Consider the following 23081-nt stretch of genomic DNA (forward strand, 5'->3'; position numbering starts at 1 on the left):
GCTTTACTTTTAGCTAAAACATGCCAATGAGTGTTTTGGTATAGCTTTTGCAATTTCACTACTAGCGTCAAAAAATTATCATTAAGAGCTAGCAGTATCCAATGGAATTAACCGGCTATTTAAATCAGTTCAAAAAAACAAAGCTAAGTGTGTTATCTGGCTTAGGGACACCATTACTTGTGATGGCTGCACTTGGTATGGTGGTTTTACCCATGCCAGCTTGGCTATTAGATGTATTGTTTTCATTTAATATTGCACTTTCGCTTGTCGTATTACTAATAACTGTCTATACATTAAAACCGCTTGAGTTTGGCTCATTTCCATCCGTTATTCTTATTGCAACCATATTACGATTAGCACTCAATGTGGCGAGTACTCGTGTTGTATTACTGGAAGGGCATGAGGGAACCGCCGCCGCTGGTAAAGTGATTGAAGCTTTCGGCTCGGTTGTTATTGGTGGTAATTATGCTGTTGGTTTAGTGGTCTTTTTAATCTTAATTATTATCAATTTTGTTGTGGTTACTAAAGGTGCTGGTCGTATCGCTGAAGTTACCGCCCGTTTTACCCTTGATGCAATGCCGGGTAAACAAATGGCAATCGATGCAGATTTAAATGCGGGTTTTATCAATCAAGAGCAAGCACGAGAACGTCGTGTTGAAGTGACCAGTGAAGCTGATTTCTATGGTTCAATGGATGGTGCCAGTAAGTTTGTTAAAGGGGATGCTATTGCTGGTATTTTAATTCTGTTCATCAATATTATTGGTGGCTTAGTTATCGGTATGGTGCAGCATGATTTAACCTTTGACAATGCTGTTGAAATTTATACGCTACTAACCATAGGTGACGGTTTAGTGGCGCAAGTACCTGGTTTACTATTATCTGTTGCTACAGCAATTGTAGTGACTAGACAAAATACCTCTCAAGATATGGGCGAGCAAGTTAGTAGCCAGCTTGGGCAAGAGAAATCACTTTATATTGCAGCAGGCGTTATGTTTGTCATGGGTATTGTGCCTGGCATGCCTCATTTTATTTTCTTATTTTTTGCTACTGTTATTGCTGCTAGTGCTTATTGGGGCACTAAGCGTAAAGCAAGTAAAGCGGTAGAACTAGAAAAAGTTGCTCAAGAAGAACAAGCTCAAACCAAACAAAAAGAAGAAGAGGTTAAAGAGCTTGATTGGGACGATGTTAACCATGTAGATGTCATAGGTTTAGAAATTGGCTATCGACTAATTCCTTTAGTAGATAAAGCTCAAGGCGGCGAGTTACTGAGTAGAATTAAAGGGGTACGTAAAAAACTATCACAAGAGTTTGGTTTTTTAGTGCCGGCAGTTCACATTAGAGATAACTTAGATTTAGATCCTAATACCTATCAAATATCGCTAATGGGCGTCACTATTGGTAGTGCGGAAATTAGGCATGATCAAGAATTAGCCATCAACCCTGGGCAAGTATTCGGTAAGCTTGACGGTGTAGTGACAAAAGATCCAGCGTTTGGTCTAGATGCAGTTTGGATCAATCAAAACCAACGTGAGCAAGCACAAACACTAGGCTACACTGTGGTTGATTCTGCAACGGTATTAGCTACACACTTAAGTCAAATTCTGACAAATAATGCTTCTCAACTGCTTGGTCATGAGGAAGTGCAGAACCTGCTTGATATGCTAGCTAAATCTTACCCTAAATTAGTTGAAGGTCTTATTCCTGAGATATTAACGTTAGGCACAGTGGTTAAAGTATTACAAAGTTTAATGAATGAAGGGGTTGCGGTACGCGATATGCGCTCTATTGTGCAAACATTGGTTGAATATGGGCCTAAGAGTCAAGATGCTGAAGTTTTAACCGCCGCAGTACGAATCACGCTACGTAAATTTATTATTCAAGACTTAGTAGGCGCGGCCTCGGAAGTACCTGTCATAACCTTGGCACCTGAGTTGGAACAAATGTTGCACCAGTCAATGCAAATGGCAGGTGATGATGGCGCAGGGATAGAGCCTGGTTTAGCAGAGCGTTTGCAAAAATCACTTACAGAAGGAGCTCAGCAGCAGGAGATGGCGGGTGAGGCACCTATATTATTAACGTCAGGAATTTTACGAACCGTACTAGCGAAATTTGTTAAATACACAATACCTAGCTTACGCGTAATTTCTTACCAAGAAATTCCAGATGATAAACAAATTAAAATTGTTAGTGCCATTGGGCAGTAAATAATAGCTTGAGTAACGAGCACAGAAGTTACTAAATGAGAGGTTGATCGTGAAAATTAGACGTTTTGTTGCCAAAGATATGCGTAGCGCATTAGCACAAATTAAAGAAGAATTAGGTGCAGATGCGGTTATTATGTCAAATAAAAAAATCCCCGAAGGGATTGAATTGATGGCTGCAGTTGATTACAGCCAATCAGTTCCCGACGCAAAACCTGAGCATCAAGTTGTTGCTGACGATAATCCTGAAATAAGTAATGATGTGGTAAGTATTAGTGCACCGCCAAGCCAACAGGAAGAAGGGCGTATTGAGCCTAAGATCCCTATGGATAGCTTATCTGCATTACTTGGGCGCCAAGTACAACAACCTCCAGCCCAGCAGCCCCAAACTCAACAATCTCAAACACATGAGCAAAATCAAAGCACGGTTACTGGTAGCAGTGAAAGTGATGAGAATATTGAGCAGCAGTTACGTAGTTTCACTGAGCGCTTACGTCATTCAAGCCCAGACGGCACTATTCCTGCGCCTTATGAGGTAGCAGCGCAATCAACTGGTGAGCCACAAGGGCATACTTCAGTTGAAGCACAACAAATGGCTAAACAATTAAGTGAGCAGCAAAATGCTCAACCTTTAACGCAGCAAGCGAGTGTTAGTCAGCAAGATTTTGATAAAATGCAACAAGAAATGGCGTCTATTAGACAATTGTTAGAGCATCAAGTGTCTGGCCTAATGTGGCAAGATATGGCGCAAAAAGATCCACACAGAGCTGTACTTGTTTCCCGTTTATTATCACTGGGATTAAATGAACAAATTGCCGATCAAATTGCCGGTTATGTACCAGCGGGACATCATGAAGAGCAAGCATGGCAAGCGGCCACTAAATTGATCAGTGAACAAATTAATACGACACAAAACGATATTATTCAGCGAGGCGGCGTGATTGCTTTGGTTGGTCCAACAGGTGTTGGTAAAACTACAACTATCGCTAAATTAGCTGCCCGGTTTGCGCAAGTTCATGGTCATGATCAAGTCGCACTTATTTCAACTGATACCTTTAGAATTGCAGGCTTTGAACAATTAGCAACTTACGGGAAGATAATTGGTTGTCAGGTTAAACTTGCTAAAGATGCACAAGCGCTTGATTCATTACTTCAACAATTTGCGCAAAAGAAATTAGTACTAATTGATACTGCAGGTATGGGCCAAAGAGATATGCGTTTAGCTGAAAATTTAGCCAACTTAGTGTCTAATGCACGTATTCGAATTCGTAATTACTTAGTGCTTGCTGCTAATACTCAACAACAAGTTATGCAAGAAAATGTTGAGCGCTTTAAAAAAGTGCCGTTATCGGGGTGTATTTATACTAAACTTGATGAAAGTATCAGTATTGGCGAAATAATTACAACTTCAATTCAAAATGGCTTACCAATAGGGTACCTTACAGATGGTCAGCGAGTTCCTGAAGATATTAAAGTTGCAAATGCTGAGAAATTAGTTACGCTTGCGGACAAAATGGCAGCAAAGTCAGTAAAGAGCAATCTTTATACAAGCGCACGGTCAATGCCGGTAGCACCAGCCGTCGCTATGTAATAAAGTCATAGTACTTTAATAATTGTAGTTTTCTTCATGGCTGTAAAGAAGTAATATAATAAGAATTATCAAAGAAGTAGTGTTAATGGCAGATCAAGCGAGCGGCTTAAGAAAAATGAAGGACTTAAAAAAAGTTAAAGTAATCGCAGTTTCGGGTGGTAAAGGTGGCGTTGGTAAAACGAATGTTTCCCTTAATACTGCAATAGCACTGGGTCAACAGGGCAAACGAGTGTTAGTACTTGATGCTGACTTAGGTTTAGCTAATGTTGACGTTATGTTGGGGTTAAGAGTTAAACAAAACCTTTCTCATGTATTATCAGGCGAGTGTGAACTTGATGATATTATTATTACTGGCCCTAGCAACATAAAAATTATTCCTGCCACATCAGGCTCGCAATCTATGGTTGATTTAACACCATCAGAGCACGCGGGCTTAATTCGCGCTTTTAGTGAAATGCAAACCCAGTTTGATGTACTTATTGTAGATACGGCTGCGGGTATTTCAGACATGGTATTAAGTTTTACTCGAGCATCTCAAGATGTGATGTTAGTGGTTTGTGATGAGCCTACATCAATAACTGACTGCTATGCATTAATGAAACTATTGAGCAGAGACCATGGCGTTTTTAAATTTAAAGTGGTCGCTAATATGGTTCGTAGTCCTAAAGAAGGACAGCAGCTTTTTGCTAAATTAACAAAAGTGACCGATAGGTTTTTAGATGTAGCACTCGAGTTAGTCGCTGTCGTGCCTTTTGATGAAAATATTAGAAAATCTGTACGAAAACAACAGGCCATAGTTGAAGCCTTTCCAGATTCACCTGCAGCCAAAGCTTTTAAGGGACTAGCCACTAAAGTGATAAGTTGGCCTATTCCTAAACAAGCCTCCGGTCATTTAGAGTTTTTTATTGAACAATTACTTGATTATTAGTAATTAATTCACCACCCTTAGTAAGGGTAAACAATAATAAATTGATTCAATAAACAGTATAGTTTGAGCGAGAATGATATAACGTGGTAAAAGCGAGCGCTTACAACAATCAAATAGATAAAACGGTGTTGTTAGAACAGCATACCGTATTAGTCAAACGTATTGCCTACCATTTATTAGCACGTCTACCCGCTAGTGTCCTTGTTGATGACCTTATTCAATCTGGCATGATTGGCTTATTCGAAGCTGCAAATAATTTTGATAACGCCAAAGGGGCAAGCTTTGAAACTTTTGCTGGTATTCGTATTCGCGGTGCTATGCTTGATGAAATACGCCGAGGTGATTGGACGCCTCGATCAGTACATAAAAACAGCCGTATGGTCAGTGAAGCCATTAAAGTTCTTGAAGCAGAATTAGGCCGAGATGTTACTGATATAGAAGTTGCTGAAAAACTTGATATTTCATTAAATGAATACCATCATATATTAAGTGAGGTTAGTACAGGAAAAATACTTGGTATCGATGACCTTGGTGTTAGTGAAGATGCTATTAATTTTGATGAATCTTGCCATGGCGATGATCCTTATCAAGACATTGAGCATAGTGCTTTTAAAAAAGGGCTTAGTGAGTGTGTTTCCTCTTTACCCGAGCGAGAAGCTTTAGTACTGTCTTTGTACTATGATGAAGAATTAAATTTACGTGAAATTGGTCAAGTTTTAGACGTGAGTGAGTCAAGAGTGAGCCAAATTCACAGTCAAGCAATGCATAGGTTAAAATCACGTATGCAATCTTGGCAAAGTTGAGTAGAATAAGTAGTAACTTAGTAATTAATTTATAAAATAGAAAATCAGATGTTTCGCTGGAGGGTGCCTTGGATAAAAATATGAAAGTGCTTGTTGTTGATGACTTTTCAACCATGAGACGTATAGTGAAAAATTTGTTACGGGATTTAGGCTTCACCAATATTCAAGAAGCGGATGACGGCAGTACAGCTTTACCGATGCTTCAAGGTGGTGACTTTGATTTTGTTGTAACCGATTGGAATATGCCTGGCATGCAAGGTATTGACTTATTAAAAGCCATTCGTGCTGATGCGAGTTTATCGCACATTCCTGTATTATTGATAACAGCTGAAGCGAAAAAAGAGCAAATTGTTATGGCTGCTCAAGCAGGTGTTAATGGCTATATTGTTAAACCATTTACAGCAGCAACGCTTAAAACAAAATTAGACAAAATTTTTGAGCGCTTAGCTTAGTTTCTGCTTTTATTAGGCAATATTTTAAAGCTATAGGTAAATTGCCCGATAAATCTAGTAATGCTTTGGTTTAATAGTAAGGACTTTGCATGAGTATCGCAATGGTAGGCCGTGTTTCTTTGGAGCAGGCTAAATCTTTGGTTGAGTATTTAGAAACGGATCAGCAAGAAAAAGCTGATGCGTTGATTGCTGAAATTCAAAACCCAATCAATTCTGAGTTGTTTGCTGAAATAGGTAAGTTAACGCGTCAACTTCATGACTCATTAACTAACTTCCAGTTAGATTCCCGTTTAAATGATTTAGCGACGGCAGATATCCCTGATGCTAAAGAACGATTAAATTATGTCATTACTCGTACTGAAGAAGCCGCAAACAAAACGATGGATGCGGTTGAGTCTATTTTCCCTGTTGTTGATAATATTGCTGATCAAGTTCGTGCAGTTAACCCCGCTTGGACTAAACTGATGAATAATGAAATAGACTTAAAAGAATTTAAGAGTCTATGCGGTGATATTGATACACTGTTGGTCACAACGGGTAAAGAAACAGCCCATATACATAGTTTAATGACTGATGTTTTGATGGCACAGGACTTTCAAGACTTAACAGGGCAAGTTATTCGTAAGGTAATCGACTTAGTACGTGAAGTAGAAGACAGCCTTATCAATATGTTAACAGCCTTTGGTATTTCTGCGGAACAAGCAAAAGCAGAATCAACACCTAAGATGGGCGACAACCTTGTTGAAGGGCCAATTGTTAATTCAGAAAGTAGAGATGATGTTGTTGAAGATCAGGACGATGTAGACGATCTTTTATCAAGTCTAGGTTTTTAATAGGAGTTACGGATGTCTTTTGAAGCAGATGAAGAAATTCTACAAGACTTTTTAGTTGAAGCGGGTGAGATACTTGAATTGCTTTCAGAGCAATTAGTTGAACTTGAAAATGATGTTGATAATGCTGATTTACTTAATGCAATTTTTCGTGGTTTTCACACAGTAAAAGGTGGTGCAGGCTTTCTTTCGTTAACTGAATTGGTTGACGTGTGTCATTTTGCTGAAAATATATTTGATTTACTTCGAAATGGTCAACGCTCTGTAACAGCTGAGTTGATGGATACTATTTTATCTGCGCTTGATACCGTTAATGACATGTTTGCCTTAGTGCAAAATAGAGAGCCATTAGTGGCAGCAGAGCCTGAGCTTTTAGCTGAACTTCATCGTTTGAGTGTTCCGCAAGGTGAGGAAATTGAAGACTTACCAGAGCAATTAACTGCTGAACCGGCTCCTGAACCTGAAGTGCAAGTTGAAGAACCAGTTAATGAAGAGTCTAGCTCAACTGATGAAATGAGTGAAGATGAGTTTGAACGTTTGCTTGATGAGCTACACGGTAGCGGCACTCCAAGTGCTGTTGAAACGCCAATTACTACTGAAACCCCACAAGTTGAAGAATCAACAAATAGTGATGAAATATCAGATGATGAATTTGAATCTTTACTTGATGAACTTCATGGGCAAGGAGCTTTTTCTTCAGACACAGGAAATGCTTCCCCAGCATTAAATACTGCTTCAGATGAAATTAATGATGATGAATTTGAAAGTCTGTTAGATGAATTACATGGTAAGGGTCAAGCACCAAAAGCAGCAGATACAACGCCTGCTGAACCTGAAACACCAGTAGCGTCAACGCCTAAAGCTAAACCTACACCTGCTAAAGCTCCCGCTGCAAAAGCAAAACCCGCAGCTAAAGCAGCTAGTAAGCCAGCTAAAGCATCAGCAAAAGCGGCTCAACCTTCAACGCCACAAGGTGAAACCACGGTAAGGGTTGATACTAAACGCCTTGATAAAATCATGAATATGGTTGGGGAGTTAGTATTAGTTCGAAATCGATTAACTAGCTTAGGGCTTACTTCTGATGATGAAGATTTAAATAAGGCTGTTTCTAATTTAGATGCGGTAACTACCGATTTACAAGGTGCTGTGATGAAAACTCGCATGCAACCTATTAAGAAAGTTTTTGGTCGATTTCCTCGTGTAGTACGTGATTTAGCGCGTAGTTTAAACAAAGATATTAAATTAGTACTGGAAGGTGAAGATACCGATTTAGATAAAAACCTTGTAGAAGCGTTGGCTGATCCACTTGTGCATTTAGTGCGTAACTCAGTTGACCATGGTGTTGAAGAGCCTGATAAACGTGAAGCAATGGGAAAACCGCGTCAAGGTACAGTTATACTATCTGCTTCACAAGAGGGTGACCATATCCTGTTAACCATTAAAGATGATGGCGCGGGTATGGATGCAGAAAAGCTTAAGAATATTGCCATAGAACGTGGTGTTCTTGATGCTGATGCTGCGGCAAAAATGCCTGATAAAGAAGCCTTTAGCCTAATCTTTGCGCCAGGTTTTTCTACTAAAACTGAAATATCTGAAGTGTCAGGCCGTGGTGTTGGTATGGATGTGGTGAAAACTAAAATCACCCAACTAAATGGTACTGTTAATATCGACTCTGAAATGGGTATAGGTACGGTATTAGAAATTAAAGTGCCGTTAACTCTCGCAATTTTACCTACACTTATGGTAGTAGTAGGAGAGCAAACCTTTGCATTACCGCTTGCTTCAGTAAATGAAATTTTCCATCTTGATTTAACCAATACTAATAGCGTTGATGGTCAGCTAACGATTATTGTTCGTGAAAAAGCGATACCATTATTTTATTTAGATCAGTGGTTGGTAAGAGATTATGAAGATAAACCTCGTGACAAAGGACACGTGGTCATTGTCCAGTTAGGAAATCAACAAATAGCCTTTGTAGTTGATCGATTAATTGGCCAAGAAGAAGTAGTTATCAAACCACTCGATCGGCTCTTACACGGTACGCCTGGTATGGCTGGTGCAACTATTACCAGTGATGGTGGTATCGCGCTGATTTTAGATATTGCGAATTTATTAAAATTTTATGCAAAAAAATCACCGATAAATAAAAAATTGCGCTCATAGCTGAAATTGATTAAGTAGAGGATATAAATGGCCTATAAGGTGCTTGTTGTTGATGATTCAAGTTTTTTTAGACGACGAGTCACGGATATTTTAAATAAAGATCCACAGCTAGAAGTGATTGATGTAGCAGTAAATGGGCAAGAAGCTATAGAAAAAGTGCTTTCCTTAAAGCCTGACGTGGTTACCATGGATATTGAAATGCCAGTATTAAATGGTATTGCAGCGGTAAAAAAAATCATGGCTCAATCACCTACCGCAATTTTAATGTTTTCTTCTTTAACCCACCAAGGTGCTACTTCAACTATAGAAGCTCTCGAAGCAGGTGCTTTAGACTTTTTACCTAAAAAGTTTAGTGAAATTGCACAAAATAGTGATGAAGCTGGTAGCTTGTTGCGTCAACGTGTTGTTCAACTTGCTAGAAAGCGCACGTTTAGCAAAAGTAGCTTGTCAACAAGTCGAATTTCAAGCACAAGAGCTTCAACAGCGCAAACTCCCCTTACTACACGTAAATCTCAAGCTTCTCTGTCAAAGACAGTTAAAGAGTCTAGTGACAATAAACAGCAAGCTAGTTTTAAAAAAGCTTCGGGTAAAAGTTATAAATTATTGGCGATTGGCACCTCAACTGGAGGGCCTGTTGCACTACAGAAAATTTTAACTCAATTTCCTGCAAATTTTCCTTTGCCTATTATTATGATTCAACATATGCCTGCTACCTTTACGCAAGCATTTGCAAATCGTTTGAACACGTTGTGCAAAATTAACGTTAAGGAAGCAAATGATGGTGATGTGCTAAAACCTGGTTGTGCTTATTTAGCGCCTGGTGGTCGTCAAATGATTATTAGTGGTACAGAAAATGCAGCTAAAATCAAAATAATTGATGATAATTCAGCAAAAATAACCTTTAAACCTAGTGTTGATGTAAGTTTTGGCTCGGCAGCAAAAATTTATAGTGGCTCTGTTCTAGGTGTTATCTTAACCGGTATGGGTGCTGATGGTAGAGAGGGATCACGAATGTTAAAAACAAAAGGTGCAACAATTTGGGCTCAAGATGAGCAAACTAGTGTCGTTTACGGTATGCCTCAGGCAGTGCATGCAGCGGGTATTTCTCAGTTATCATTACCACTAGAAGATATTGCTACGGCTATTTTAAAGGAAGTTCAACATGGATAAGCTGAGTATTGCAGGCTTATTTGTTGCAATACTAGCTATCTATTTAGGGTTTATTTTAGATGGCGGCTCAGTTGCTAGCTTATTTGAGTTACCTGCCTTTGTTATTGTCTTTGGTGGCACGATTGGAGCTGTTATGTTGCAGTCTTCAAGTGTTCAATTCTTTCATGCTTTATCTTTATTAAAATGGGTGTTCTCACCGCCAAATTATGATATCGACCAAGGAATTGATAATATCGTTTCATGGGCTGAAAAGGCGCGTGAGTCGGGCTATCTAGTATTAGAAGATATTGCTTTAGATGAAGAAGAGCCTTTTACTCAAAAGGGCCTGAACTTATTAGTTGATGGTGTTGAAGTTGAGAACTTAAGGGTTTCTCTAGAGCTAGATCTTGATATTTTCCGAGAACACAACTTACGTTCAGCGAGTATTTTTGAATCAATGGGAGGCTATAGTCCGACCATTGGTATTTTAGGTGCTGTGCTTGGATTGATTCATGCAATGAATAACCTTACTGAGCCATCACTACTTGGGCAAGGAATTGCCACTGCCTTTATTGCCACAATTTATGGTGTTGGTTTTGCTAACCTAATATATATTCCGGTAGCGAATAAAATTAGAGCCATTATTCATCAACAAACCATGTATCGTGAAATGATTTCTGAAGGCTTAAATTCAATTGCTCAAGGAGAAAACCCACACGCCATTGAAAATAAGTTATCTGCTTTTAGGCTCACACAATGAATCGATACCGCAAAGAGCGCCATCAAGTAGAGCAAGATAATGTCCATCGTTGGCTTATTTCATATGCTGACTATATGACTTTGCTTTTTGCTTTATTTGTTGTGCTTTATGCTATGGCAATGGTGAATGAAGAACCTTTTGAAACCATTACTGAATCAGTAGGTCGTGTTTTTCAAGCCAATGATGAATTGCCGAAAAATCGCGGTCATGGTGACGATATCCTAAACGTAAATTCTAGCAAAACAAATAAAAAGCTTTATGGTAATGGTATTTTAGAGGTTGCAGGACCCCAACCCTTGGAAGGTGAGAAAACCTTATCAAATATTTCAGATTCGCAAGTAGGTACTAATTTAACGTCTTTAGAAGATGAGCTTCATACCGCATTGTATGAATTAGTTGAGTCAGGCTACGCACAATTGCAAATAGATGGTGATTGGCTAGAAATAGAATTAAATAGCGGTTTATTATTTCCCAGCGGCTCTTCTTCTGCAACCAAGGCCGCAAATGATATCTTAGCAGTTATTTACGATGTTCTTGGTGATGTCACTAACTTTGTACGTGTCAGAGGCTATACTGATAATCAGGCGATTAATACTGAAATTTTTTCCTCTAATTGGGAGTTGTCTGTTTATAGAGCAACATCAATACTTCGAATATTGGAAGAGCAAGGGATGAACCCTGCTAGAATGGCGATAGAAGGATATGGCGAATATTATCCTAGTGCCGATAACGCTACCGCTAGTGGCCGAGCTAAAAATAGAAAGGTAGTAGTTGCTATTTCTAAATATGGTTTAGAAAAATCTAACTTACTTAACGCACCTACGATCAGCGTAAAAGATGTTGAAAAGATAACAGAAGTAGCAGGTACAGATGAGCAAAATGGTGAAGTTAAAATTATTCGTTTACCTAATGGTGGTATTCGGATAACAACACGTAATGAAGCTGAATCATCAGAACAAGGGAATAGCGCTGTTGACGATAATGAAAATAATTAACAAAATTAATATCTTGCCTATATAATATTATAAAGCAACGAGTTAGTTTTATTTTAAATAATAGGAATGTGTCTTGGAAGTTTGGACGGTAGCAAATCAAAAAGGTGGTGTTGGTAAAACAACCACAACTATTGCTTTAGCGGGCTTGTTAGCTGAATGTGGCAAAAAAGTGCTGCTGGTTGATACCGACCCTCATGCTTCTTTGAGTTATTATTTTGGCATTGAGTCTGAAGATTTAGAGCTCAGTGTTTATGATCTGTTTGTACAGGTTTCATCAAAAGAGCAAATATTACAAAGCTTGTGTCCGACAAAATATGAAAATATTGATATTTTGCCAGCAACCATGGGGCTTGCAACGCTTGATCGTTCGCTAGGCGCTAAGGGCGGTATGGGGCTAGTATTAAAAAAAGCCATGCAAAAACTTGCTGAGAATTATGATTACGCCTTAATGGATTGTCCTCCGGTGTTAGGTGTGTTGATGGTGAATGCCTTAGCAGCTTCTAACCGAATTATTGTACCAGTTCAAACTGAGTTTTTAGCGTTAAAAGGCTTGGACAGAATGATTAAAACTATGGATATAATGCAAGGTGAGCAAGAAGAGCCTTTCGAATATACTATAGTTCCTACTATGTTTGATAAACGAACAAAAGCGTCACTTTCAGCATATCAGCAATTACAAGATGCCTATAAAGAGAGGGTATGGCCAGGTGTTATTCCCATCGATACTAATTTTAGGAATGCGAGTATTGCTCAAAAAGTGCCTTCGCACTTTGCTTCAAACTCGCGAGGCGTTTTTGCTTATAAAAGTTTATTAGATTATTTAATGAAATTACCCAATAGAAGTAGCAGATAAATGGCAAAATCACTGGCTGCAAGCAACAAAGTTATGAAAAGTTATCTGTCAGAGTTACTGACAGAGGAAAGTGCTGAGCAAGAAAAAGAAGCGATTAGCTTACCTAATAAAAAAACTGAAGTGGTTGAAAACAGCCGCCTAGAAGCGTTACTACAAAATGTAAATGCAGAACTTGATATTGCGCCATCAGAAGTAGAAGTTAAACGAGAGGTTACTACTCCTAATATTGTAGAGCCTATTACAGAGGATCTTAACCAAGAAGAAACAGCCTTAATTACACAAAAAAGTAGCGGCGATGATTTTATTGCTAAAACACCTAAAAGTTATCGGCAAGGTGATTTTCAAGCACTTTTTTTTGATGTGGCTGGGTTAATTATTGCTGTACCGTTAATTGAACTTGGTGGTATTCATAAAGTGTCTAAAACAACCCCTTTAATGGGGAAACCAGACTGGTTCAAAGGTGTTATGCTTTATCGTGAAGATAAAATCAATGTAGTTGATACTGCAATGTGGGTAATGCCTGAAAAATGTAACGATACTTTAAAAAATTCGCTAAACTATCAATATATTATCATGCTAAGTGATAGTGGCTGGGGCTTGATGGCAGAAAACTTAGTTGATACGGTAGTCTTAAAACAAGATGAAGTGAAATGGTTAGACAATTCAACCAAGCGACCTTGGTTGGCCGGCTTAGTAAAAGATAAAATGTGTGCCTTATTGGATGTAAATGCATTAACAGTATTACTCAATGAAGGTAGCGGAATTAATCAACTTGATTAATACTATGATTAGATAAACAATTAATTGATAAAATTAAATATAAGAGGCAAGTGGTATGTCTGAAGAAAGACGCAGTACTAGTGAGAAGATAGATGCAAATGATGAAGTGCTTCAATGGGTAACATTTAAGTTAGAAAATGAAGTATACGGCATTAACGTTATGCAAGTTCAAGAAGTCTTGAGATATAGTGAAATTGCACCTGTGCCTGGAGCGCCACTTTATGTTTTAGGTATTATTAATTTACGTGGTAATGTGGTAACTGTTATTGATACTCGCTCTCGCTTTGGTCTAGAGCCATGTGATGTTACAGATAATACTCGCGTTGTGGTTATTGAATCAGAAAAACAAGTCATTGGCATATTAGTTGATAGTGTCGCTGAAGTTGTGTACTTAAAAGCTTCTGAAATTGATGATGCACCGAACGTAGGTAATGAAGAAAGTGCACAATTTATTCAAGGTGTTTCTAACCGCGATGGTGAATTACTGATTTTAGTCGATTTAGATAAGTTATTATCTGACGACGAATGGGATGAATTGAAGCAATTCTAAACCTATAGCATAACCATTGAGTTACTAATTTCTATGTCTATTTTGGCTGTACCTGTTATTGCTGTGCTTGCGTTAGTGTTAAGTTTACTATGTTGTATACTTATTTGGCTTTTATCAACTCGATATAAAATGAAAGTTGCCGTCGTAGAAACTCAATCTCAGGCAACTGAATTATTGCTTGCTCGCCTTCAATCTGCCAATGAACAATTAATGCATGAAACACATAATGCTTTAGCTAAACATGAGGAAACAGCGCTAGAAAATGCTCAAGTTTCTAAACAGCTGGAGCATAGAATTAAAACCCTCCAATCTCAACTGACAGAGCAGCAAACTACAATAGAACAATTACAGGTTGCACAAGGTGAAGATAAGTTCTATGCCCGTGCCATTAAGTTAGCCAAAAAAGGCGCTAACCTTGATGAAATTGTTAGTGAGTGTGAATTGCCTTATGCTGAAGCTGAAATGTTATTGTCTGTTTATCAACGAAAAAGTTAGTTAAGTAAAACTGATAAGCTAGAGCGTTAATAGATTCATTTTATTTCGCTTTAAGTAGCTTAATAATCTCAGAAACCAATTTCAGGTTAAGTTAATTATATGTTAAACTGCGCTGCTTAGTTTTCACTATCAAATCAAGTTTTTATTTATCGCTTATGGCAAGGACTTAGGCCTGTGAACTTTTCAGTATCTCTTATTTCTCGTTTTTTTATACTCATCTCGTTTGTTGTGTTAAGTGGTTGCTCTTCAACTCCTACGACTGATGAAGGTGTTAGTGACCCTCGAGATCCACTGGAAGCGATTAACCGTCCTTTTTGGACTTTTACATGGGATTACGCAGATAAGTACGTCGCTAAACCTGCCTCTGAACTTTACACTACTTATACGCCGCCATTTTTACGTACAGGCCTTTATAATATGGCGCTTAACTTAAATGAACCATCCAGTGTTATCAATAATTTGTTACAGCTTAAATTTACTGCCGCTGCTAAAGGAACGGGTCGTTTCGTCTTGAATTCAACCATAGGTTTATTTGGTTTTTATGATCCTGCCAGTGATTTTGATTGGTCAGGTGAACAAGAAGAATTTGGTGAAGTGTTAGGTAGTTATGGTGTGGGTGATGGCCCATATATTGTGATACCAGGGCTTGGACCAAGCTCTGTTAGAGAAGAAGTAGGGGATTATATTGATGGTTTGTATTGGCCACTTGCCGTCATTGATTTTTGGCCAAATATTGCCCGTTTAAGTGTACTTGCGTTAGAAAAAAGAGCTGCTATTCGTGATCAAGAGCAACTTGTGCTTGAATCTGAAGATCCTTATGAATTTATCAAAAATGCTTATTTTCAAAATATGAACTATCGTTTATACGATGGTAACCCTCCTATTGTCATTGACGAAGACGAAGAAGATGAAATTGATGCATTACTCGATGAATTTGATGATCTGGATGAATGATTGCAATAAAACCCTACACATAAAACATAAACGAGTACCTATATTGAATACAATTTGTTAGAATTGCGTCAATTTTTTATTCAACCCACTATATTGGAAATTATTAGATGAATATCATTGAAGGTTCATTTGAAGCTAAAGGCAAAAAATTTGCTGTTGTTGTATCACGTTTTAACCACTTTATAGTTGATAGCTTATTAGAAGGTGCTATTGATGCCTTAAAACGTCATGGTAGTGTTGCTGATGAAGATATTACTGTAGTTCGTGTTCCTGGTGCTTATGAATTGCCATTAGCGGCAAAAAAATTAGCGGCTAAAGGTAATTTTGATGCCATTATTGCTATCGGTGCTGTTATCCGTGGTGGTACACCACATTTCGATTTCGTAGCTGGTGAGTGTAACAAAGGTTTAGCACAAGTATGTTTAGAATCTGAGATTCCTGTTTCTTTTGGTGTTATTACTACTGATTCTATTGAACAAGCTATCGAACGTGCAGGTACTAAAGCAGGTAATAAAGGCGCAGAAGCAGCTCTTGGTGCGCTAGAAATGGTTAACGTTCTTAGTCAAATTTAGGAAATATATTTTGAAGCCTTCACCAAGAAGAAAAGCACGTGAATTAGCTGTTCAAGCGGTTTATTCATGGCAAATTAGCCAAAATTCAGTAGCAGATGTTGAAGTTAACTTTATTACTGATAATGCTAAACGTCGTTTTGATATTGAATATTTTCAGTTATTACTACGTGGTGTTACTGACAATGTTAATGAATTAGATTTAGCTATAGCGCCACATGTTGCTCGACCTATCGACGAAATAGATCAAGTTGAAAAGGCTATTTTGCGCGTTGCTGTTTTTGAGTTAAGTGACTGTCAAGATGTGCCATACAAAGTTGTTATCAATGAAGCAATAGAGCTAGCAAAGTCATTTGCAGCTGATGATAGCCATAAATTTGTTAACGGTGTTTTAGACAAAGTTGTTAAATTAGTGCGTTCAGAAAGTTAAATTGCTTCTAGTTATTGTTTAGCTAACTGTTGATAAGAATTAAGTCCCTACTATGAAAGAGTTCGAGTTAATAAAGCATTTCTTTACTGAACAAGCAGTGAAACGTAAAGATGTTGTGCTTGGTATTGGTGATGACTGCGCTGTAATTGCCAGTACCGAAAATCAAAATATTGTTGTGACAACAGACACCTTAGTGGCAGGGGTACATTTTCCATTAGACACACCCGCTCATGCTATAGGGCATAAAGCGGTGGCAGTTAATTTATCGGATATTGCAGCAATGGGAGCTAAGCCCAGTTGGTTATCTTTGGCTATTACAATGCCGAAAGTTGACGATGCATGGTTAAGTGATTTTTGTGCTGGTGTATTCGAGTTATGTGAATATTATAACGTTCAGCTTATTGGTGGTGATACAACCCAAGGCCCGCTAAGTATCACTATTACCGCTCAAGGCTTAACACCTGAAGGTAGTTACTTATCTAGAGCAGGCGCTAAAGCTGGGGATTGGATATATGTTACTGGTGAAATTGGTGATGCAGCTTTAGCATTGCAACAAATTAATCAGCAGGTAACCTTAGAGCCTGAGTTTATTAAACCAATCAGAGACAAGCTTGATTACCCTAAACCTCGTGTGTTAGCAGGTCAAGTCATTAGAGAATATGCTTCGGCAGCTATTGATATTTCTGATGGTCTAATTGCTGATTTAGGACATATTTGTCAAGCATCTAATGTTGGCGCTAACATAGTGCTTGATGCAATTCCGCTTTCAACAATATTGCGTGATTCTTTATTATTTGATGATGCAGTAAATATTGCTTTAACGGGTGGGGATGACTATGAGTTATTGTTTACCGTTTCTGAAGATAACAAAGTAGGTGTTGAAACAGCGTTATCTCAAGCAAATACACCCGTAGTTTGTATTGGGCAAGTTAATGCTTCTCAAACCATTTCAACGACATTAAACAATGAGCCCGTGCCGATTCAAAGTGCTGGTTTTGAGCATTTTTCTGCTACATAGCTATGAATAAAAACACCGCGAATGTCAATTTCACTTTAAGTAATCCAGTACAGTTTCTAGCGTTAGGCTTTGGCAGCGGTTTAGCACCTAAAGCGCCAGGTACTTTTGGTACATTAGCTGCTATACCCGTTTATTTACTGCTTGCTATGTTAGCACCATTAACATACTTATTAGCGGTTATTTTAATGACTATTATTGGTTTTTACTTATGTGAAAAAACCGCAGAAGATGTTGGTGTTCATGATCATCCTGCAATCGTTTGGGATGAGTTTGTTGGCTTTTTTATTACCATGTTTATGGTACCAGTAAGTTGGCAGTCGGTTTTAGTCGGTTTTATCCTGTTTCGAGTATTTGATATTTTGAAGCCTTGGCCTATTTCTTTTATCGATAAAAAAGTTAAAGGCGGTGTTGGTATAATGATCGATGATGTTTTAGCTGGACTCTTTGCTTTAGTTATCATGCAGTTAATTTTTTAATTACAACTTCTCACCATTTATTGACTTCAATCAATAGCATTTCTCATACTTTTAGGCTAATTTAAAACTGAGCTGTAGAAAAAGTTTTGCTTAACAGCTTGTTTTTTTATTTTTCTGCCCTCAGCTCTACTATAGGCTATGAAAATAGTTGAGCTAAAAGTTATTAGCACCCCTTGTTAATAATTCGTTAGAAAAAATAGTTAAAAGGAATCCTTATGAAAATAAATCTTTCTGGTCATCATGTCGAAATCACAGATTCAATTAGAGAACATATAGAGGAAAAATTTTCTAAAATTGCTAATCACTTCCCAACCTTAATATCGTTAGACATTATTATTTCTAAAGAACACAACCAACACCAGGTTGAATTAACAACTAATTATGAAGGCTCAAGAGTTTCAGCAAAAGCGTCTGATACTGTAATGTACCCAGCAATAGCTGGTGCAGCGAAAAAGTTAGATTCTGCGTTAAAGCATCGTAAAGGGCAATTAAAAGCGAACCTACATAGTAAGCCAGTTAGTAGTGCACCAGAAATAGCGCATGAAAAGATTCAAGAGATGAATTTGGCTTAACCAGTAACCAATATCCAATTTTTATCAAAAAGCTATGAATACTCTTCATAGCTTTTTTTTGCGTTTTAGAACAAATAAATACACTTTTGAATGCTTGCTGTGCAATAATTTAAAAAAGATTTGAATCTTATAAAAAGGAAGCTTTAATGACCAAGCGTAGAACTCAATTGGATAAAATTTTACATATTACTTTTTTGGGAGTATTTTCGTTACTTCTTTCGGCTTGTAGTGAACCAGAACAAGCAAAGCAGGCACCTGCTCCTGCTGTTTCAGTCTATAAAATTGCCACTGATGAAATTGGCAGACATAGAGAGTTTGTTGCCAGAACTGAAGCATATAAAGAAGCTAATTTACGCGCTCGTGTTGAAGGTGAACTTATTGAAAGGCACTTTAAAGAAGGTAGTGTTGTTAAGCAAGGACAGGTATTACTAAAAATAGATCCAGCAGCTTACGAAGCTTCTCTCGCTCAAGCTAAAGCAGATTTAGCCAGTAAACAATCTGGTGAAGAAAATGCAGAGCGCAATTTAAAACGAGCTAAAAACCTAATTAAAGATGGTTATATTTCCCAGTCAGATTTTGATCGATTAACCACGGAAGAGTCACAAGCAAAAGCGGCAGTAAAAGCTGCTGAAGCTGCATTAAAAAAAGCGGAATTAGATTTAAGCTATACAACCATTGAAGCGCCTTTTACCGGTAGCATAGGTAAAGTGAATTATAATATTGGCAATATTGTTGGCCCAACGAGTGATGCTTTAGCGACATTAACACTGACTGATCCTATATATGTGAGTTTTCAAGTTGAAGAAAATCTTTACCTAGATTATTTACAAACTGATCGACATGCTCAAAACCCTGGTGAGGTAAAAATCGATTTGTCGCTTCGTTTACCGAATAACAGTGATTATAGCGAAAAAGGTCAACTTGATTTTGCTGATACCAAGATTGAGCAAGGTATGGGAACGGTTGAGTTAAGAGCTATATTTCCGAACCCCAATGGCATTATTTTACCAGGCTTATTTGTTACCATAATTATAGAGAGTCAACAAAAAGAAGAGATGGCGCTTATTCCTCAAGCGGCTGTTCAAGCAAATCAACAAGGTAAGTTTGTGCTTGTAGTTGATGAAAACAATACCGTTAAACAACGCCATATCGTTTTAGGACGTAGAATAAATGCCATGTGGGTTGTCACTGAAGGTTTACAAGCAGGTGAGCAGGTAATTATTGAGGGTTTACAAAAGGTTAGACCAGGTGCAACAGTGAATCCTGTGCAAAAATCAGTTGATTCTTTAACTGGTGTTATTACTGCTTTAGGTCAAGCTGTACAGCCTAATTTGACTGAGAATAAATAATAAAGGACTTTTTATGATCAGTAAAACGTTTATACACCGCCCTAAATTTGCATTTGTTATTTCAATTGTAATTTCATTAGCAGGGCTTATTGCAATGGGCTTGTTGCCAGTCAACATGTACCCTGAAATCACTCCACCTCAGGTTAAAATTTCTGCTGTTTACCCAGGAGCTAGCGCACAAGTTGTTGAAGAGTCGGTAATTCGACCTATTGAAGAACAGGTTAATGGCGTTGAAGATATGATGTACATAGACTCTTCAGCCTCCAATAACGGTAGTGCTACGATTACTGTTTATTTTAAAGTCGGCACTGATGGAGATATTGCGCAAGTTAATGTGCAAAACCGAGTTTCTTTAGCAACAAGCTCACTTCCATCAGAAGTCACTCGACAAGGGGTGAATGTTAAGAAGCAATCCAGCTCAATGCTATTAGGGATTAACCTATACTCTGAGCAAGAAGGTATAGACCAATTATTCTTAAGTAACTACGCATCAAATTATTTAATAGAGCCATTGGGACGTATTAAAGGTGTCGCTTCAGCAGAAGTGATGGGCGAAATGACATATAGCATGCGTGTATGGTTAAACCCTGATCGTATGACCTCACTTAATGTAACGATTAGTGAAGTAGAGCAAGCCTTAAACGAACAAAATATGATTGTTGCTGCGGGTAAGTTAGGTGCCAGCCCAACGTTACCTAATCAGCAGTTTGAATATTCAATACAAGCTCAAGGACGATTAAAAACGCCTAAAGAATTTGGTGAAACCATTATTCGTGCTAACGAAAGAGGAAATTTTGTTCGTTTAAATGATATAGCTCGTATTGAGTTAGGTGCAGAAGATTATTCAACTCAAGCCAAATTAAATGGTGATGACACAGCTTTTGTTGTGATTTATCAATTACCTGATGCTAATGCGACTGAAGTAGCTGATTTAGTTAAGGCTGAGATGGAACAACTTGCAGAACGATTCCCCGATGGTTTGGAATATGTTGTGCCTTACGATACTACTAAATTTATTGACCGTTCAATTGAAGAAGTAAGAGTTACATTAATACAAGCCGTAGCACTTGTTATTTTAGTGGTGTTTTTATTCTTACAAAATTGGCGAGCGACCATCATACCAACATTGGCAATTCCAGTGTCACTCATCGGAACCTTTGCGTTTATGTTATTAATGGGATATTCCATTAATACTATAACTATGTTTGGTTTAGTACTTGCTATTGGTATTGTAGTTGATGATGCCATCATTGTTATTGAAAACGTAGAACGTATTTTAAAAGAAGAAAAATTACCCATTAAAGAAGCTGTAGAAAAAGCTATGAGCCAAGTGTCTGGGCCAATTGTTGCTACAACACTCGTGCTATTAGCAGTATTTGTACCCGTTGGCTTTATGCCGGGTATTACAGGTGAATTGTATAAACAGTTTTCCATGACAATCTCATTCGCGGTAATCATTTCATCCATTAATGCGTTAACGTTAAGCCCAGCTTTGTGTAGTGTTTTATTGTCTGAAAAAAATATGAAGCCCATTAAGTGGTTGATTCCTATCGAGACACTTATCATTAAATTGACAGGCGGCTATACGTCGGTTGTTCAATTTATAATGAAGCGTTTAGTTAGGGTCGGCATATTTGCGCTTATTTTATTTGCTGGTGCGGGTATGTTAACGACTTCAGTACCTACCGCTTTTTTACCGGATGAAGATCAAGGTTACCTTTTTGTTGATATGCAATTACCTGATGCAGCATCAGTTAATAGAACTGCAGAAGTGATGGAAAAATTAGTGCCTATTATTATTAACGATCCCGCTGTTGATGATTTCATTTCTGTAGGAGGATATTCATTATTAGGTGGTCCTGGTTCAAACAATGGTTTAGGCATTATTATCTTAAAAGATTGGGATGATAGGAAAACACCTGAACTTGGATTAAGGCAAGTTATTCCTCGCTTAATGGGGCAATTATGGTCTATGCCTGAAGCGCAAATTATGGTCTTTAATCCGCCGCCAATACCTGGTTTAGGTACAAGCTCAGGCTTTGAGTTTCAATTACAAGATAGTGAAGGGCGAGATCCTGCTTTATTGGCACAAGTACTTAATGGTTTTATTTATGATGCTAATCAGCGTGCAGAATTAAGCCGGGTATTTAGTACCTATAGAGCGAATGTTCCACAGTACTTTTTAGAAGTTGATAGGAATAAAGCAAAAGCACAAGGGGTTGCTTTGTCTGATATATTTATGACACTGCAAGCCCAACTTGGCTCTTTATATATTAATGATTTTAGCCAGTTTGGTCGAATTTATAAGGTAACCATTCAAGCACAAACTGAGTTTAGGAAAGACCCTTCTGATTTAAGTCATTATTATGTGCGCAATAAAGATAATGAAATGGTGCCACTAACCACTCTCGCTAAACTTACTCCAATCTTAGGGCCTACGACTATAAATCATTTCAACCTATACCGAAGTGCAAAAATTACGGGTCAAGCGGATGCGGGTTATTCTTCAGGGCAAGCCATTTCGGTAATGCAAGAGTTAGCAAGTAACTTACCACAAGGCTTTATTTACGAGTGGTCTGGTCAATCAAAACAAGAAATTGAAGCGGGTAATTTAGCACCTATTTTATTTGGCTTAGCAATTATATTTGTTTACCTGTTTTTGGTTGCTCAGTATGAAAGCTGGAGTATACCATTTTCAGTTATTGCTGCGGTTCCATTAGCTATTTTTGGAGCAATGTTGACGTTATACACTGTCGGTATGGCTAATAATATCTATGCGCAAGTTGGTCTTATATTACTCATAGGTATGTCCACTAAAACAGCCATTTTGATAGTGGAGTTTGCGATGGAAGAAAGAGCTTCTGGAAGCAGTATTTTTGACGCGGCAATTAACGCTGCAAAAATGCGTTTTAGAGCGGTATTAATGACAGCTCTTTCATTTGTCTTGGGTGTTTTACCTCTAGTGTTTGCTACTGGGGCAGGGGCAGGAAGTCGTGTATCTTTAGGTCTTACTGTGCTATCAGGAATGTTGGCAGCTACCATTTTTGGTACCTTATTAGTGCCTTATTTCTATTTGTTGGTGCAGCGCATGCGTGAGAAGCTAAAAGGGAACACAGAAACATCATAAAAGTTGTTTAGGGTTATCACAACTGATGTGAAAAAG

22 protein-coding genes are annotated in these 23081 nt (G+C 38.1%); all 22 read left to right on the forward strand.

The genetic code is table 11. The features are described from left to right. Positions 1-101 precede the first annotated feature (101 nt). Positions 102-2204 (forward strand): flagellar biosynthesis protein FlhA, encoded by a 2103-nt coding sequence (gene flhA, locus AC27GZ_RS14730; protein ID WP_487096116.1) that lies wholly within the window; start codon positions 102-104, stop codon positions 2202-2204. Positions 2205-2253: 49 nt separating this feature from the next. Continuing rightward, positions 2254-3792 (forward strand): flagellar biosynthesis GTPase FlhF, encoded by a 1539-nt coding sequence (gene flhF, locus AC27GZ_RS14735; RefSeq protein ID WP_487096117.1) that lies wholly within the window; start codon positions 2254-2256, stop codon positions 3790-3792. Positions 3793-3877: 85 nt separating this feature from the next. Then, complete coding sequence (locus AC27GZ_RS14740) at positions 3878-4720, forward strand: MinD/ParA family ATP-binding protein (RefSeq protein WP_487096118.1); 843 nt, start codon at positions 3878-3880, stop codon at positions 4718-4720. 83 nt (positions 4721-4803) lie between these two features. Continuing rightward, positions 4804-5523: an RNA polymerase sigma factor FliA gene (locus tag AC27GZ_RS14745; protein ID WP_487096119.1), complete on the forward strand. Its 720-nt coding sequence runs from the start codon at positions 4804-4806 to the stop codon at positions 5521-5523. Between the two features lie 68 nt (positions 5524-5591). Then, positions 5592-5975, forward strand: a complete 384-nt coding sequence (gene cheY, locus AC27GZ_RS14750; RefSeq protein WP_081967698.1) for a chemotaxis response regulator CheY — start codon at positions 5592-5594, stop codon at positions 5973-5975. Between the two features lie 89 nt (positions 5976-6064). Beyond that, positions 6065-6808 carry a protein phosphatase CheZ gene (locus tag AC27GZ_RS14755; RefSeq protein ID WP_487096120.1) on the forward strand — a complete coding sequence of 248 codons (744 nt, stop codon included), beginning with the start codon at positions 6065-6067 and terminating at the stop codon, positions 6806-6808. A gap of 12 nt (positions 6809-6820) precedes the next feature. Then, positions 6821-8968, forward strand: a complete 2148-nt coding sequence (locus AC27GZ_RS14760; protein ID WP_487096121.1) for a chemotaxis protein CheA — start codon at positions 6821-6823, stop codon at positions 8966-8968. A gap of 27 nt (positions 8969-8995) precedes the next feature. Then, on the forward strand, positions 8996-10138 hold the full coding sequence (locus tag AC27GZ_RS14765) for a protein-glutamate methylesterase/protein-glutamine glutaminase (RefSeq protein WP_487096122.1): 1143 nt from the start codon (positions 8996-8998) through the stop codon (positions 10136-10138). Further along, on the forward strand, positions 10131-10877 hold the full coding sequence (locus AC27GZ_RS14770; protein WP_487096123.1) for a flagellar motor protein: 747 nt from the start codon (positions 10131-10133) through the stop codon (positions 10875-10877). The genes AC27GZ_RS14765 and AC27GZ_RS14770 overlap by 8 nt, the downstream gene beginning before the upstream one ends. Beyond that, positions 10874-11872: a flagellar motor protein MotB gene (locus tag AC27GZ_RS14775; RefSeq protein ID WP_487096124.1), complete on the forward strand. Its 999-nt coding sequence runs from the start codon at positions 10874-10876 to the stop codon at positions 11870-11872. Before AC27GZ_RS14770 ends, AC27GZ_RS14775 begins: the two co-directional genes overlap by 4 nt. Before the next feature lie 73 nt (positions 11873-11945). Next, positions 11946-12725: a ParA family protein gene (locus AC27GZ_RS14780; protein ID WP_487096125.1), complete on the forward strand. Its 780-nt coding sequence runs from the start codon at positions 11946-11948 to the stop codon at positions 12723-12725. Next, on the forward strand, positions 12726-13505 hold the full coding sequence (locus AC27GZ_RS14785; RefSeq protein ID WP_487096126.1) for a chemotaxis protein CheW: 780 nt from the start codon (positions 12726-12728) through the stop codon (positions 13503-13505). It abuts the gene before it with no gap. Between the two features lie 55 nt (positions 13506-13560). Next, positions 13561-14055: a chemotaxis protein CheW gene (locus AC27GZ_RS14790; RefSeq protein WP_487096127.1), complete on the forward strand. Its 495-nt coding sequence runs from the start codon at positions 13561-13563 to the stop codon at positions 14053-14055. A gap of 33 nt (positions 14056-14088) precedes the next feature. Beyond that, positions 14089-14550, forward strand: coding sequence for a DUF2802 domain-containing protein (locus AC27GZ_RS14795; protein WP_487096128.1), 462 nt, complete (start codon positions 14089-14091; stop codon positions 14548-14550). 174 nt (positions 14551-14724) lie between these two features. Beyond that, positions 14725-15504, forward strand: a complete 780-nt coding sequence (locus tag AC27GZ_RS14800; protein WP_487096129.1) for an MlaA family lipoprotein — start codon at positions 14725-14727, stop codon at positions 15502-15504. A 107-nt stretch (positions 15505-15611) separates the two neighbouring features. Next, entirely contained in the window at positions 15612-16076 is a 465-nt protein-coding gene (gene ribH / locus AC27GZ_RS14805) for a 6,7-dimethyl-8-ribityllumazine synthase (RefSeq protein ID WP_487096130.1), read from the forward strand. 10 nt (positions 16077-16086) lie between these two features. Next, a complete protein-coding gene (nusB, locus tag AC27GZ_RS14810) occupies positions 16087-16503 on the forward strand; it encodes a transcription antitermination factor NusB (protein ID WP_487096131.1) in 417 nt (138 codons plus the stop codon). A 52-nt stretch (positions 16504-16555) separates the two neighbouring features. Further along, positions 16556-17521 (forward strand): thiamine-phosphate kinase, encoded by a 966-nt coding sequence (thiL, locus tag AC27GZ_RS14815; RefSeq protein WP_487096132.1) that lies wholly within the window; start codon positions 16556-16558, stop codon positions 17519-17521. A gap of 2 nt (positions 17522-17523) precedes the next feature. Beyond that, positions 17524-17997: a phosphatidylglycerophosphatase A family protein gene (locus AC27GZ_RS14820; RefSeq protein ID WP_487096133.1), complete on the forward strand. Its 474-nt coding sequence runs from the start codon at positions 17524-17526 to the stop codon at positions 17995-17997. A 215-nt stretch (positions 17998-18212) separates the two neighbouring features. Further along, entirely contained in the window at positions 18213-18569 is a 357-nt protein-coding gene (gene hpf, locus AC27GZ_RS14825) for a ribosome hibernation-promoting factor, HPF/YfiA family (protein WP_487096134.1), read from the forward strand. Positions 18570-18715: 146 nt separating this feature from the next. Beyond that, positions 18716-19918 carry an efflux RND transporter periplasmic adaptor subunit gene (locus AC27GZ_RS14830; RefSeq protein WP_487096135.1) on the forward strand — a complete coding sequence of 401 codons (1203 nt, stop codon included), beginning with the start codon at positions 18716-18718 and terminating at the stop codon, positions 19916-19918. Between the two features lie 13 nt (positions 19919-19931). Next, positions 19932-23045 (forward strand): efflux RND transporter permease subunit, encoded by a 3114-nt coding sequence (locus AC27GZ_RS14835; protein WP_487096136.1) that lies wholly within the window; start codon positions 19932-19934, stop codon positions 23043-23045. Positions 23046-23081 lie beyond the last annotated feature (36 nt).

Source organism: Colwellia sp. SU-HH00943 (genome assembly GCF_057546125.1).

Bases quoted from the DNA above. Each gene is read 5' to 3' on its own strand.
- AC27GZ_RS14830 (WP_487096135.1), top strand. From the start codon at position 18,716: ATGACCAAGCGTAGAACTCAATTGGATAAAATTTTACATATTACTTTT.
- AC27GZ_RS14820 (WP_487096133.1), top strand. From the start codon at position 17,524: ATGAATAAAAACACCGCGAATGTCAATTTCACTTTAAGTAATCCAGTA.
- hpf (WP_487096134.1), top strand. From the start codon at position 18,213: ATGAAAATAAATCTTTCTGGTCATCATGTCGAAATCACAGATTCAATT.
- AC27GZ_RS14765 (WP_487096122.1), top strand. From the start codon at position 8,996: ATGGCCTATAAGGTGCTTGTTGTTGATGATTCAAGTTTTTTTAGACGA.
- AC27GZ_RS14795 (WP_487096128.1), top strand. From the start codon at position 14,089: ATGTCTATTTTGGCTGTACCTGTTATTGCTGTGCTTGCGTTAGTGTTA.
- AC27GZ_RS14760 (WP_487096121.1), top strand. From the start codon at position 6,821: ATGTCTTTTGAAGCAGATGAAGAAATTCTACAAGACTTTTTAGTTGAA.
- AC27GZ_RS14785 (WP_487096126.1), top strand. From the start codon at position 12,726: ATGGCAAAATCACTGGCTGCAAGCAACAAAGTTATGAAAAGTTATCTG.
- AC27GZ_RS14775 (WP_487096124.1), top strand. From the start codon at position 10,874: ATGAATCGATACCGCAAAGAGCGCCATCAAGTAGAGCAAGATAATGTC.
- AC27GZ_RS14740 (WP_487096118.1), top strand. From the start codon at position 3,878: ATGGCAGATCAAGCGAGCGGCTTAAGAAAAATGAAGGACTTAAAAAAA.
- flhA (WP_487096116.1), top strand. From the start codon at position 102: ATGGAATTAACCGGCTATTTAAATCAGTTCAAAAAAACAAAGCTAAGT.
- ribH (WP_487096130.1), top strand. From the start codon at position 15,612: ATGAATATCATTGAAGGTTCATTTGAAGCTAAAGGCAAAAAATTTGCT.
- thiL (WP_487096132.1), top strand. From the start codon at position 16,556: ATGAAAGAGTTCGAGTTAATAAAGCATTTCTTTACTGAACAAGCAGTG.
- AC27GZ_RS14770 (WP_487096123.1), top strand. From the start codon at position 10,131: ATGGATAAGCTGAGTATTGCAGGCTTATTTGTTGCAATACTAGCTATC.
- AC27GZ_RS14790 (WP_487096127.1), top strand. From the start codon at position 13,561: ATGTCTGAAGAAAGACGCAGTACTAGTGAGAAGATAGATGCAAATGAT.
- AC27GZ_RS14755 (WP_487096120.1), top strand. From the start codon at position 6,065: ATGAGTATCGCAATGGTAGGCCGTGTTTCTTTGGAGCAGGCTAAATCT.
- AC27GZ_RS14835 (WP_487096136.1), top strand. From the start codon at position 19,932: ATGATCAGTAAAACGTTTATACACCGCCCTAAATTTGCATTTGTTATT.